The organism is Chroococcidiopsis sp. SAG 2025 (assembly GCF_032860985.1).
Classification (GTDB): Bacteria; Cyanobacteriota; Cyanobacteriia; order Cyanobacteriales; family Chroococcidiopsidaceae; genus Chroococcidiopsis.
On record NZ_JAOCNC010000001.1, the window covers coordinates 5,075,933 to 5,088,576 of the forward strand.

Here is a 12,644-nt window from a genome sequence, read left to right on the forward strand (position 1 = left end):
ACAATTACCAATTACCAACTACTAATTACCAATCTAAAATCCAAAATCTAAAATCACTCGCTGACTACTTAGTGAAAAAGAGCGTCTGGATTATTGGCGGTGACGGTTGGGCTTATGATATTGGCTTTGGTGGACTCGATCGCGTCCTGGCGAGCGGGCGTAATGTGAATATCCTCGTTCTCGATACAGAGGTTTATTCCAACACTGGGGGGCAAATGTCTAAAGCTACCCCCAAGGGAGCAGTAGCTAAATTTGCTGCTGGTGGTAAACCCGCACCCAAAAAAGACTTGGGTTTAATCGCCATGACTTACGGGAATGTCTACGTGGCAAGTGTAGCAATGGGCGCAAGAGACGAGCATACGCTTAGAGCTTTTTTAGAAGCTGAAGCTTACGAAGGTCCATCGTTGATTATTGCCTACAGCCATTGCATCGCCCACGGCATTAATATGGCAACAGCGATGCAAAATCAAAAGGCTGCGGTAGATTCAGGGCGTTGGCTGCTGTATCGTTTTAACCCAGATCGGATTCAGCAGGGAGAAAACCCGCTCCAACTTGATTCCCACGTTCCGAAACTCCCAGTAGAGCAATATATGTATCTGGAAAACCGCTTCAAGATGCTAACCAAGAGTAAGCCGGACGCAGCTAAACAATTGCTAGCAGAGGCACAGCAAGATGTCAATGCTCGTTGGCGCTTGTATGACTATCTAGCTGCGCGATCGCCTGAAACTATTGATTAGATCTCAAGTTCTTTTCCTAACTTCAAGGTTTTAGGAGGGAGACAAATGGACTTAACTACAACTTACATGGGTTTACAATTGCGATCGCCCCTCGTACCTTCAGCCTCACCCCTTTCTGAAGACATCGACAATATCAAGCGAATGGAAGATGCGGGCGCGGCAGCTGTTGTGATGCATTCCCTATTTGAAGAACAATTACGTCAAGAGCGTTACGAACTGCACCACCACCTGACGCATGGGACTGAAAGCTATCCTGAAGCTCTAACCTATTTCCCAGAACCCCACAGCTTTCGAGTCGGCTCGGAAGAATATCTCAATCATATCCAAAGGGCAAAGGAAAAAATCAATATTCCTCTCATTGCTAGTCTCAACGGTTCATCTGTTGGCGGTTGGACTAACTATGCCAGACAAATCCAGCAAGCAGGAGCAGACGGACTGGAATTGAATGTGTATTACGTCCCTACAGACATGGACTTGACAGGCGAACAGATCGAGCAAGCTTACATTGAGATTTTGCGATCGGTTAAAGCCGCCGTGACAATTCCCGTAGCGATCAAACTCAGCCCGTATTTTACCAACATGGCGAATATGGCGCGCCGTTTGGACAACGCAGGGGCAAATGCTCTCGTTTTGTTCAATCGCTTCTATCAACCAGACATCAACCTCAAAACCCTAGAGGTTGAACCAAACGTGCTTTTAAGTACTCCGCAGTCCATGCGTTTACCGATGCGTTGGATTGCAATTCTCTACGATCGCATCAATGCTAGTTTGGCTGCAACGAGCGGCATCCACAAAGGGCAAGATGCCATCAACAACTTGATGGCAGGAGCTAACATCACGATGCTTTGTTCGGTGTTGCTACGGCACGGTATCGACCAGATCCGCGCGATCGAGCAGGAAATGCGTGAATGGATGGTAGAACACGAGTATGAATCCGTGCGGCAACTACAAGGAAGCATGAGTCAGAAAAATTGCCCCGACAAGAGTGCCTTTGAACGCGCCCAATACATGCGATCGCTCCAAACCTACAGACCAGATTGGGAGCGAGTTTACGATATATCTCATTATTTTGGGTAATAGAAAAGTTGTAGGGGCGGGTTTAACTGAAGAACTATTTGTTATTCGCAGAGATCTTCAAAAAAACCCACCCTTACCCAAGTCAAAAGTCAAACGATCGATTACCCAATTACCAATTACCAATTACCAAAACCCTATGCAAAAACGAATTGGTATTCTGACCAGTGGCGGTGACTGCCCTGGGTTGAATTGTGCGATTCGGGCTGTTGTCAGCCATGCCAAGTTACAACACGATTGGGAAGTGCTAGGGATTCCTTACGCTACCCAAGGGTTATTGGAGCGCAAGACGACGTTATTCAATTTGCATGGCTTAGATTTACGCGGAATCGATCCTTTACTCAGTATGGGTGGCACGATTTTAGGATCGATTAATAAAGGAGACACCCTAGCTCATGCGAGTGAAATTATTGCTAGTTATCGGGCGTTGGCGTTAGATGCCTTAATTGCGATCGGTGGCGATGGTAGTCTCTCCATTCTCCACCAACTCGCTTGTCAAGGAAACTGGAATCTCATCGCGATTCCCAAGACAATCGATAACGATGTGGCACTTACGGAGCGAGCAATCGGGTTTGATACGGCTGTCAATACGATTGTTGATGCTTTGAATCGTCTGACTTTTACAGATGCCAGTCACGATCGCGTCATGGTTGTGGAAGTTATGGGACGCACAGCAGGGCATCTAGCACTCCATGCTGGGATTGCAGGCGGAGCAGATTGTATTCTCATTCCTGAAATTCCTTACTCGATTGACGGAGTTTGCCATCAAATTAGCGAACTGCGCGATCGCTGGGGACGAAAATTTGCGATCGTTGTCGTTGCCGAAGGTGCTAAAACTGCTAACGATAGTTCTATTGCACAAACACAAAATCTTGCGTCTCTAGAGTGCGGCATGGGACAGTATATTGCCAATCAAATCAAATCTTACAACACCCTTACCGATCGCCTTGACGTTCGGGTTTCGATCTTAGGTCATATTCAACGCGGTGGTATACCATCGGCTTTAGACCGCTTGACAGCAACAGCTTTTGGTAAGGCAGCAGTAGATTTAATTGCGCGGGAACAATACGGTCAAATGGTGGCTTGGCAAAATGGACGAGTTGTAGATGTTCCGATCGCCGATGTTGTCGCTCGAAGTCCTTTGCCTGTAGCACCTGATAACTATCTCGTCCAAACCGCCCGCTGTATGGGGATTTACGTGGGGGATGGATAACAATGAAGTTCGTTGACGAATACCGAGATGCTGATGCTGCTGGACAATACGCGCGGGCGATCGCTGCCATTACTACCCAACCTTGGACAATTATGGAAATCTGCGGCGGTCAGACCCATTCTATTGTCAAATTTGGCATAGATGAACTGTTACCCCCAGAAATTACCTTAATTCACGGACCTGGTTGTCCTGTCTGCGTCACGCCTGTGGAATTAATCGATCGGGCGATCGCGATCGCAACGCAACCCGAAGTTATTTTCTGTTCGTTTGGAGATATGTTGCGAGTTCCAGGGAGCAGGGGAGTAGAGGAGAGGGAGAAAGATTTGCTGGCGGTTAAGGCGATGGGGGGAGATATTCGCATTGTCTATTCTCCGCTTGATGCGCTCAAAATCGCTCAAGCTCATCCACACAAACAAGTTGTTTTCTTTGCTGTGGGGTTTGAAACGACTGCACCCGCTACAGCGATGGCGGTTTACCAAGCTGCGCGACAGAAAGTTAAAAATTTCTCCTTACTGGTTTCTCACGTATTAGTTCCGCCAGCGATGAAGGCGATTCTTGACTCACCTCATCATCAAGTTCAGGGATTTTTAGCAGCCGGTCATGTTTGCACGGTGATGGGATACACCCAGTACGAACCGCTCGTACAGAAATATCGCATTCCGATTGTCGTCACGGGGTTTGAACCGCTAGACATCCTCCAAGGGGTGTATATGTGCATTGGGCAGTTAGAATCGGGGCGATCGCAACTGGAAAATCAATACGCTCGTTCGGTGCGGCGCAGTGGAAATGAAACCGCTCAACGATTAATGCGTGAAGTATTTGAGGTCGTACCGAGGCAATGGCGCGGGATTGGTCGTATTCCTCAAAGTGGGTTGGGCTTACGCGAGCGATATGCTGAATTTGATGCTCAAAAGCGCTTTGATATTTTTAACTACGCAATTGCAGAATCTACCGAATGTCTGAGCGGACAGATCTTACAAGGCATCAAAAAACCCTACGAATGCCCTGCTTTTGGCGATCGCTGTACGCCAGAACATCCCCTGGGTGCGCCGATGGTTTCCTCAGAAGGGGCTTGTGCGGCATATTATCGTTATCGGCATTGGGTGTAAGAAGGCAAGAGGCAGAGGAGCAGAGGAGTTGTCAGTGAGCGAACCCGAAGACTTTATCCTGTCTTGTCCCATCCCAATTGACAAGTATCCCCGCGTTCTACTGGCGCATGGGGGTGGTGGAAGGTTAATGCATCAATTAATCGAGCAAATGTTTTTGGCGACATTTAGCCATAGCGATCGCGCGCCACATGACGCTGCCGAAATTCACCTCACAAGTCACAGAATTGCCTTCACCACTGATTCTTATGTAGTTCAACCCCTGTTTTTTCCAGGCGGCGATATCGGAATGCTGGCAGTTAACGGCACTGTCAACGATCTGGCGATGAGCGGAGCGCGTCCGCTGTATTTAAGTGCTGGGTTTATTTTGGAAGAAGGACTATCAATGGAAACGCTTTGGCGGGTGGTGCGATCGATGCAACAAGCAGCTCAAACAGCCAACGTGCAGATCGTGACTGGCGATACAAAGGTTGTGGATCGAGGCAAGGGAGACGGCATTTTCATCAATACTGCTGGTGTGGGGATTATCGAGCATGACCAAGCGATCGCCCCCCAATCAATTCAGCCTGGAGACGTGCTGCTCCTCAACGGCGATCTCGGTCGTCACGGCATTGCGATTATGACCCAGAGAGAAGGTTTAGCTTTTGAAACTACCATAAAGAGCGATGCCGCACCACTAGCAAGTTTGGTATTGGAATTGCTAGAAGCTGAACTTGAAATTCACTGTTTACGCGATTTGACTCGTGGCGGTTTATCGAGCGCCCTGAATGAAATTGCCCAAACTGCCTGCGTCAAAATTGAAATTGATGAAAGTGTCATCCCCATAAGTGAAGAAGTGCAAGGAGCGTGTGAAATCCTCGGTTTCGATCCGCTTTATGTCGCTAATGAAGGAAGATTTGTCGCTTTTGTGCCACCAGAATTTGCCCAAAAAGCAATAAAAATTATGCGATCGCATCCTTTAGGAAAATCTGCTCAAATTATTGGCAGTATTACCGAACGCAAAACATCTGGTTTTGTCACGATGAAGAGTAAAATTGGCGCTCAACGCATTGTGGATATGTTAAGCGGAGAACAACTCCCACGAATTTGCTAATCTGAATTTGCTCATCCCATCACTTGTGGTAGCGTGGCATAGAGAAAAAAGCCGACTGCCACGATTGCCAATAACCCCTGAATCAAATTTCCCACCAGAGAACCGACTACAATTCCGATTCCAGCTTTCAAGGCTCGTTTAAGATCGCGTTGATAAATATACTCGCCAATAATTGCTCCTAACAAAGGTCCGAGCAAAATTCCTAACAAGGGACCACCAAACGGCAAAGCAGGCAATAAACCAAAAATCCCCAATAGCAAACCAACAACCGCACCAATCTGTCCCCATTTACTGGCTCCAGCGCGTTTCGCTCCCCAGAAGGTAGCCAGCAGATCGATGCCGACGCTAAGCGCCAACACTACCACCGTCACAATTAGAGGTACGGCAATGCTACCAAAAGAACCTTGCACCACACCCCAAATTGCGATCGCCACCAAAATCAAACTCGTCCCAGGAATCCCTGGAACCACTGCCCCAATTACACCGACAACCATGAGGGCAACTAATAACCAATAGAGAGTTAGCATAATTTTTCATTTGTCATTTGTCATTCGTCATTCGTCATTAGTAACTCGTTAATTTTGACTTTTGACTTTTTCCCTACTCCCTGCTCCCTGCTCCCTGCTCCCTAAAAAGGGTAACGTCTAACTTGTCAGCAATACCAGCGATCCAGGTTTCATCTTGCTTGGTATAGCTGCGGGGAACATTTGCACCCAAAATCATTACGCCTTGCTGACCGATGGGCTGACAAATGACTCCTTGGGTGTTTTCTGGCAAGTAGTCAAATTCAAATCGTCCTGGGTAAACGCTCAAAGCCACTAAGTAAACTGGTTTGTGTTTTTCCAGCACCCGTTGGACGATCGCCCCTGGAGTCACTTCGGTTTTCTCTGGTAATATGCCGCGCCGCAGCAAAACTTTTCCCTGATAAAACACGATCAGCGATCGCGTGACGGTATTTGTCAATAACAGATAAGATGCCCATGCTAGTTCTGTCTTAACGGTTTCGGGCAAGTCTGGAGCCAACTCGAACTTTTGCTCGCCCAGGAGTTCTACTGCATCCGGCAGGCGCGGTGCGACTTGCTGCCAAAGCAAGCCAGTCAAAATTAGCACCGCACTGACAATTGCCCCCAAAACATCCGACCGTGCCTGAGCCACTGTCAGTTCCGGTGTCAGCAACCGATTGACCAACAGCAACACAGCACCTAATCCTCCTACCACGAGGGGTATTAGCCTTATAACTCGATTTGGATCTGTCTTAGCCATGTTGGAGTGAGTAGTGAGTAACGAGCAGTGAGTAGTGAACAAAGAAGGATGTAGAGTGTAGGGTGTAGTGAAATTTCGATCTCTCCCTTGTCCCCCTTGTCCGTTTCACTTCCCAAATTAGCCACTATCCACCAACATTCACTCCTCTCCTGGTTCGATAATCCGTTGGAATAGATAACCCGTGCCTCTAGCGGTAAGGATTAATTCTGGATTACTAGGGTCGTCTTCTAACTTCGCCCGCAGTCGCGAGATATGCACGTCAACTACGCGAGTGTCTACATGTCGTTCGGGTGTATAGCCCCAAACTTCCTGCAAGATTTCCGATCGCGAAAAGGCTTCCCCCGAACGGCTGACTAACAGCTCTAGCAAGCTAAATTCCATTCCAGTTAATCGAATCCGCTCGTCTCCTTTGTAAACCTGTCGCTTGTTCGTGTCAATTTTGATACTTCCTACTTGGATCACGCCAGAGCTAGGAATTCCCGAAGCACCTGTTTTATCTACCCGCCGCAATACCGAGCGAATGCGTGCTTCCAGTTCTTTCGGGGAAAATGGCTTGACTACGTAATCATCCGCACCTAATTCCAGTCCGGTGATCCGATCGGCGACATCGCCCAGGGCTGTTAGCATAATAATTGGTACATCTGATTCCTTGCGTAGCTCTTGACACACGCCGTAGCCATCTAACTTCGGCATCATCACGTCCAAGACAACCAAATCTGGATCGGCTTTGCGAAATGTATCCAAGGCTTCCTCGCCGTCTGCTGCTGTCACGACATCGTAACCAATCATCGACAGCCGCGTTTCTAAGATCCGCCGAATGCTGGCTTCGTCATCCACGACTAGGATTTTTTCTTTATGACTTTCCAAATTGACCAACGCTCCTTAAAACCAACATTTTTGAATTTTAATTTTTAGTACTATTACATGAAGATCTTATCCCATTCAATCCACGTAAATTAGCCGAAATTCTCGCACTCACTTACTTTCAAGGTTTTTTAATATTTGCGGTTTTGCCAACAAAATTTAACTTAACGCAACAAAAGCACTAAACGAATGCCCAAACCCCGTACCTATTTCGTTTGCAATGAATGTGGCGCAGAGTCGCCTCAGTGGTTTGGTAAGTGTCCTGCCTGCAGGACTTACAATTCCTTAGAAGAACAAATTACGAGTACAACTCTCGGGACGCTACCAACTCGTGGGGTTAGCTGGCAGCAAACGCCGCAAAGCAATGGTAAATCGATCGCTAAAGCCGCAAAACCCCGGGCTTCTCTAACTTTCGACCAAATTAGCGATCGCCAAGTGAGCCGCTGGTGTTCTGGCTATGACGAACTCGACCGAGTACTCGGTGGTGGTATTGTACCAGGTTCTATGGTTTTGATCGGCGGCGATCCGGGGATTGGCAAATCGACTTTGTTACTACAGGTTTCTAACCAACTCGCCCAAAACTATCGCATTCTCTACGTTTGCGGTGAAGAGTCGGGACAGCAAGTGAAGTTACGCGCTTCTCGTTTGGGTGTATCTAAATTTCAAAACCCTATAGAGGAATCAGATCCCCAGCTTCAAAACCAATCGCCTAACGGTCATTTAGTTAACAATGGTAGTGCAAGAGCCGATTTATACGTTTTGCCAGAAACGGATCTCGAAGAAATACTGAGGGAAGTCGATTCGCTCAAACCCAATGTAGCTGTAATCGACAGTATCCAAACCGTCTATTTTCCCGCCTTAACTTCCGCTCCTGGCTCGGTGGCACAGGTGCGAGAATGTACCTCAGCCCTGATGCAAGTCGCAAAACGGGAAGATATTACGATGTTAATTGTGGGACACGTTACCAAGGAAGGTGCGATCGCGGGTCCCAAAGTTTTAGAACATTTGGTGGATACAGTACTTTATTTTGAAGGCGATCGCTTCGCCTCCCATCGGTTGTTACGCACAGTCAAGAATCGCTTTGGCGCTACTCATGAAATTGGCATCTTTGAAATGATCGATCGCGGGTTGCGGGAAGTCGCTAACCCCTCAGAATTATTTCTCGGTAGCCGCGACGATCCTTCACCAGGGACGGCGATTGTGGTTGCTTGCGAAGGCACGCGCCCGATTGTGGTAGAGTTACAAGCCTTGGTCAGTCCCACCAGCTATGCTTCACCCCGTCGTTCTACCACGGGGATAGACTACAGCCGTTTACTGCAAATTTTGGCAGTGTTAGAAAAACGAGTTGGCATTCCTTTGTCTAAACTGGATGCCTATGTCGCCTCTGCTGGTGGCTTAAGCGTGGAAGAACCAGCCGTAGATCTGGGAGTAGCGATCGCCGTAGTCGCTTCTTTCCGCGATCGCATTGTCGATCAGCGCACTGTCTTGATTGGAGAAGTCGGGTTGGGTGGACAAGTACGCCCCGTTTCTCAAATGGAATTGCGCCTGAAAGAAGCTGCTAAACTAGGCTTTAAGCGGGCAATTGTACCCAAAGGGCAACCTTATCCTGACGTAGATCTGGAAATTATTCCTGTTGCCAAGGTACTCGATGCCATTATCGCTGCAATCCCCCCGCAATCGTTCCCAGATTTAGACTTAGAAGAGGAATAAGTATTTGGGTTAGCAGTAGGGCATTCGTTCCCCCTTTTTAAGGGGAGGACACTTACGTGGGCAGGTTTCCCGACTTGAGTAAAGTGTCCGTAGGTTAGAGGGGATCGAGATCTGAAACTTCTAGTGCGTCACTCCCAGTAGTATCGTCGATCGCGATCCAACGTTGAACTTGTGGTAGATCGCAGATTCGGGTTGAATGTGAAAAAATATAAACTAGCGCTCGATCTCTCGCGCTCGATCGAGCGATCGCCACATAATCAAACCCTTAGCGTGCTTCGGTCAAAACACCAAAGATTAATAGAACCGCAAACCAAGTTTCCGTAATATTGCTGTAGTTGACGCTCGGTTTTCGTGATACACAGAATGAGTTATGTAAATTTCTATGGAGAGTTCTTGTCATTATGGTAAATAGTTCTGACTTTCTGCATCCTCGCAGTCGTTACTATGGCAAAGTACAGCCTGAAAATTTAGTCTTTAACGCCAATCTCCAAGAATTCGCCCAGCATGTCAGTTACATCTGTAACTTAGAAACTGCCGGAAAAATTCCTCCAGATGAAGCATACAAAAAAATTCGCGACTTGTGGAAACAACTCAAACGCTCGAAAAAAGAGTTGGGAATTGGTGAAAACCCATTTCAGAATGACGACGAGCAAAAAGATAGCTAATATAGCAGGGAGTAGGGAGTAGGGAGTAGGGAGCAGTTTTAAGAGTTAAATACGTGAAAAGTTTATTCATGTAGAGACATTACATGTAACGTCTCTACATTCTTTATTAACCTACCAAAACATTCTCTGCCAAACGCTTTGACTCTACCATCTGATAATATCCTTGCAACTGACGAGTAGCCGCCGCCCATCCCCAACGCTCCGCCTCCAAACGGGCATTTTGACGAATAGTTTCTCGCTCCTGTTTTTGCTCTAACAGATGTAAAGTTGCTGCGATCGCCCCTTGTTCGTCTTTGGGGTCAAATAAATAACCATTGACTCCAGATGTGACAATATCGACAATTCCGCCTGAATTTGCCGCAACTACAGGACAGCCAGCCGCCATTGCCTCAAGTAAAACTAGTCCCAGTGTCTCAGTCCGCGAAGGAAACAGAAACGCATCAGCAGAAGCAAACGCTGCACCAAGGTCTCTACCCGTGAGATAGCCGACAAAGTGAGTATTCGTTCCCGCAAAATGTTTCTCTAAAGCTAAACGATGAGGTCCATCTCCTACCAAAGCTAAGCGCGCCTCTGGAATTGCCTCTAATACGGGTTTAATCCGTTCGATTTCTTTTTCCGCTGACAGACGACCGACATAGAGTAGTAAAGGGCTATCGGGATGACCTTGAGATAGGCGCGATCGCATTTGTTCGCAAGCTAGATCGGGATGAAACAACTCCGTATCCACTCCCCGCTGCCACAAGTCTACTCGTTGGATTCCGTGACTCGATAGTTCCTCTACCATTGCCGTCGAGGTACACAAATTTAATTCTGCTTGATTGTGAGCGGTTTTGAGCAATTCCCACAGCAAGCCTTCCAACATTCCTAGTCCGTAGTGCTGTAAATACTGCGGTAAATGAGTGTGATACGAGGCAACAAGGGGAATTTTCTGTACTTTGGCATAAAATAACCCCGATAGTCCTAACACTGCGGGGTTTACCACATGGACGATATCGGGTTGGAATCTCTCCAGTTCGTGACCGATCGCGGGGCGTGGCAATGCCATTTTTAACTCTGGATACAATGGTAAAGGGAAACCCGAAACACCATAGACTTTCGCCCCTTTATACTCTGTAATCCCCCCTTCAGGAGCAACGACTAAAACTCGATCGCCGTTACGTTGTAGATGTTCGACCGTGTGACGCAACCGCGTGACAATACCGTCAACCTTGGGCAGGAAGGTTTCTGTAAATAAAGCAATTTTCATACTTATAGAGGGGCGCTTAGGCTGGGGAGAGTTACCAGCAAGTATTTTCCGATAATCTCAATTTCTTAGCAATGTTGGGATCGCTCACAAGATAGACAGTTGCTCGAATTTAAATTCTCCGCCAAAATAGCCATGTTCGGCAGCAAAACGACCGATAGCTGGGCGATAAGGTTGGTATACGACAATAGACTGGACATCATATTGCGCCACAATACGATTTCCCGACTTAGGCAATCGGTCGAGCTGCGATCGGTAAAGTTCCGTCACCAGTGACATTGCAACAACCCTCTCCCTCAACTACGTATTATGAGGGACAAGCGGATTCTCCAACCAACTACCAATTACCAACTACCAATTACCAGCAACTATCTTCTCCAACTAACTTTGGGCAGAATATGTTTTTTATCGACGCGATCTTGGTACTTGACTGCAAAATTAAGCAGAGAATCAAGCAATGCTTCTGAGAGGAAATGCGGTTGCAAGCCGAGACTCAGTAAACTCGTATTTTTGGCGTTGAAATAGTGTTCTTCCCGCTCGATTCTGGGATTATCGAGATTGTTGACTTCGACTTTCAGTCCCAGCGCGTTGCCAGCTTTTTGCACCATGACAGCCAAGTCGCCGACGCTAAATAGTTCGGTGAATTGGTTGAAGACGCGGAATTCACCAGGATTAGCAGGATTTGCGATCGCTAGTTCGACACAGCGCACCGTATCCCGAATATCTAAAAAGCCACGGGTCTGCCCGCCCTTACCATATACTGTCAGCGGATGTCCGATCGCTGCTTGAATACAGAAACGGTTCAGCGCCGTACCAAACACCCCATCGTAGTCGAGGCGATTGATCAACATCTCGTCCATGCCCGTCTCTTCCGTCAGCACCCCATACACTACGCCTTGGTTCAAATCTGTAGCGCGTAAACCCCAAATTTTACAGGCAAAGTGAATGTTGTGGCTGTCATGGACTTTGCTCAGGTGGTACATACTACCTGGTTGCTTTGGATAGGGTAAGGTATCCTTGCGCCCGTTGTGTTCGATCGTAATGTACCCTTCCTCAATGTCGATGTTAGGCGTGCCGTATTCGCCCATTGTCCCCAGCTTGACCAAGTGACAGTCGGGGAAACTATCGCGCATGGCATAGAGTATATTCAGCGTTCCAACGACATTGTTCACCTGCGTCAGTACGGCATGTTCGCGATCGATCATGGAAAAAGGTGCGGAACGCTGTTCGCCAAAGTGGACGATCGCTTCCGGTTCAAATTGGTGCAGCGTTTTGCTCAAAAAATCGTAGTTGGTAATATCGCCGACAAACAAATCGATCTTTTTGCCTGTGAGGTCTTGCCACCTTTGAATCCGATGCTGAATCGTTGCGATCGGTGTCAGGGTATCTACTCCAAGTTCGAGATCCCAGTGCCTCCGTACCATGCTGTCTAGAATCCCAACCTCGTAACCTCGATTGGATAAGTAGAGCGCGGTTGCCCAACCGCAATAGCCATCACCACCAATAACCAATACTTTCATCGTCTGTGCGTGTTACTCGCTGATATTCGCTAAATCTACCAGGTTTATGTCCCCCTTTTGCGTCCTAAATTAGGAGTATATTTTCTGTACAATTGCCTAACCAATAAAAGCCTCTTGCCTCTTGCCTCTTACCTCCTATTTGAATTTTCGGGTTTT

At 47.5% G+C, this 12,644-nt stretch carries 13 protein-coding genes and 1 pseudogene; 7 read left to right on the forward strand and 7 right to left on the reverse strand.

Annotated elements, in window-relative coordinates:
- Positions 1 to 32: 32 nt before the first annotated feature.
- The 5 genes and pseudogenes from N4J56_RS24975 to hypE form a co-directional block, all read left to right on the forward strand.
- Positions 33 to 737, forward strand: a pseudogene (locus N4J56_RS24975) (thiamine pyrophosphate-dependent enzyme); the annotation flags it as partial.
- 45 nt (positions 738 to 782) lie between these two features.
- Positions 783 to 1,814, forward strand: a complete 1,032-nt coding sequence (locus N4J56_RS24980) for a dihydroorotate dehydrogenase-like protein (RefSeq protein WP_317108898.1) — start codon at positions 783 to 785, stop codon at positions 1,812 to 1,814.
- Positions 1,815 to 1,950: 136 nt separating this feature from the next.
- Positions 1,951 to 3,024, forward strand: a complete 1,074-nt coding sequence (locus tag N4J56_RS24985) for an ATP-dependent 6-phosphofructokinase (RefSeq protein WP_410500587.1) — start codon at positions 1,951 to 1,953, stop codon at positions 3,022 to 3,024.
- A gap of 2 nt (positions 3,025 to 3,026) precedes the next feature.
- Positions 3,027 to 4,133 carry a hydrogenase formation protein HypD gene (gene hypD / locus N4J56_RS24990; protein WP_317108900.1) on the forward strand — a complete coding sequence of 369 codons (1,107 nt, stop codon included), beginning with the start codon at positions 3,027 to 3,029 and terminating at the stop codon, positions 4,131 to 4,133.
- Between the two features lie 34 nt (positions 4,134 to 4,167).
- Entirely contained in the window at positions 4,168 to 5,223 is a 1,056-nt protein-coding gene (gene hypE / locus N4J56_RS24995; protein WP_410500588.1) for a hydrogenase expression/formation protein HypE, read from the forward strand.
- 11 nt (positions 5,224 to 5,234) lie between these two features.
- Here the strand turns inward: hypE and N4J56_RS25000 are convergent, their stop codons facing one another.
- The 3 genes from N4J56_RS25000 to rpaB form a co-directional block, all read right to left on the reverse strand.
- On the reverse strand, positions 5,235 to 5,750 hold the full coding sequence (locus N4J56_RS25000) for a DUF456 domain-containing protein (protein ID WP_015156344.1): 516 nt from the start codon (positions 5,748 to 5,750) through the stop codon (positions 5,235 to 5,237).
- 73 nt (positions 5,751 to 5,823) lie between these two features.
- Complete coding sequence (locus N4J56_RS25005) at positions 5,824 to 6,486, reverse strand: cofactor assembly of complex C subunit B (protein WP_317108902.1); 663 nt, start codon at positions 6,484 to 6,486, stop codon at positions 5,824 to 5,826.
- Positions 6,487 to 6,624: 138 nt separating this feature from the next.
- The gene (gene rpaB / locus N4J56_RS25010; protein ID WP_015156346.1) at positions 6,625 to 7,353 is read right to left on the reverse strand and encodes a response regulator transcription factor RpaB; all 729 of its coding nucleotides are present in this window, start codon (positions 7,351 to 7,353) and stop codon (positions 6,625 to 6,627) included.
- Between the two features lie 186 nt (positions 7,354 to 7,539).
- On the opposite strand from rpaB, the gene radA reads away from it, so the two are divergent.
- Positions 7,540 to 9,060 carry a DNA repair protein RadA gene (radA, locus tag N4J56_RS25015; protein ID WP_317108903.1) on the forward strand — a complete coding sequence of 507 codons (1,521 nt, stop codon included), beginning with the start codon at positions 7,540 to 7,542 and terminating at the stop codon, positions 9,058 to 9,060.
- Between the two features lie 94 nt (positions 9,061 to 9,154).
- On the opposite strand, the gene N4J56_RS25020 is transcribed toward radA, so the two are convergent.
- Complete coding sequence (locus N4J56_RS25020) at positions 9,155 to 9,313, reverse strand: hypothetical protein (RefSeq protein ID WP_317108904.1); 159 nt, start codon at positions 9,311 to 9,313, stop codon at positions 9,155 to 9,157.
- Positions 9,314 to 9,461: 148 nt separating this feature from the next.
- Here N4J56_RS25020 and N4J56_RS25025 point away from each other — a divergent pair, with 148 nt between their 5' ends.
- Complete coding sequence (locus N4J56_RS25025) at positions 9,462 to 9,725, forward strand: hypothetical protein (protein ID WP_317108905.1); 264 nt, start codon at positions 9,462 to 9,464, stop codon at positions 9,723 to 9,725.
- 106 nt (positions 9,726 to 9,831) lie between these two features.
- On the opposite strand, the gene N4J56_RS25030 is transcribed toward N4J56_RS25025, so the two are convergent.
- From N4J56_RS25030 to N4J56_RS25040, 3 genes are all read right to left on the reverse strand, one after another.
- On the reverse strand, positions 9,832 to 10,971 hold the full coding sequence (locus N4J56_RS25030) for a glycosyltransferase family 1 protein (RefSeq protein WP_317108906.1): 1,140 nt from the start codon (positions 10,969 to 10,971) through the stop codon (positions 9,832 to 9,834).
- Between the two features lie 84 nt (positions 10,972 to 11,055).
- On the reverse strand, positions 11,056 to 11,247 hold the full coding sequence (locus tag N4J56_RS25035; protein WP_317108907.1) for a DUF4291 family protein: 192 nt from the start codon (positions 11,245 to 11,247) through the stop codon (positions 11,056 to 11,058).
- 89 nt (positions 11,248 to 11,336) lie between these two features.
- Positions 11,337 to 12,488, reverse strand: coding sequence for a UDP-sulfoquinovose synthase (locus N4J56_RS25040; RefSeq protein ID WP_317108908.1), 1,152 nt, complete (start codon positions 12,486 to 12,488; stop codon positions 11,337 to 11,339).
- Positions 12,489 to 12,644: the final 156 nt, after the last annotated feature.

What these genes read in the sequence shown, in the direction of transcription:
- radA (WP_317108903.1), top strand. Translation starts at nt 7,540, where the DNA reads ATGCCCAAACCCCGTACCTATTTCGTTTGCAATGAATGTGGCGCAGAG.
- hypD (WP_317108900.1), top strand. Translation starts at nt 3,027, where the DNA reads ATGAAGTTCGTTGACGAATACCGAGATGCTGATGCTGCTGGACAATAC.
- N4J56_RS25035 (WP_317108907.1), bottom strand. Translation starts at nt 11,247, where the DNA reads ATGTCACTGGTGACGGAACTTTACCGATCGCAGCTCGACCGATTGCCT.
- N4J56_RS24980 (WP_317108898.1), top strand. Translation starts at nt 783, where the DNA reads ATGGACTTAACTACAACTTACATGGGTTTACAATTGCGATCGCCCCTC.
- N4J56_RS25025 (WP_317108905.1), top strand. Translation starts at nt 9,462, where the DNA reads ATGGTAAATAGTTCTGACTTTCTGCATCCTCGCAGTCGTTACTATGGC.
- N4J56_RS25000 (WP_015156344.1), bottom strand. Translation starts at nt 5,750, where the DNA reads ATGCTAACTCTCTATTGGTTATTAGTTGCCCTCATGGTTGTCGGTGTA.
- N4J56_RS24985 (WP_410500587.1), top strand. Translation starts at nt 1,951, where the DNA reads ATGCAAAAACGAATTGGTATTCTGACCAGTGGCGGTGACTGCCCTGGG.
- N4J56_RS25030 (WP_317108906.1), bottom strand. Translation starts at nt 10,971, where the DNA reads ATGAAAATTGCTTTATTTACAGAAACCTTCCTGCCCAAGGTTGACGGT.
- N4J56_RS25040 (WP_317108908.1), bottom strand. Translation starts at nt 12,488, where the DNA reads ATGAAAGTATTGGTTATTGGTGGTGATGGCTATTGCGGTTGGGCAACC.
- N4J56_RS25005 (WP_317108902.1), bottom strand. Translation starts at nt 6,486, where the DNA reads ATGGCTAAGACAGATCCAAATCGAGTTATAAGGCTAATACCCCTCGTG.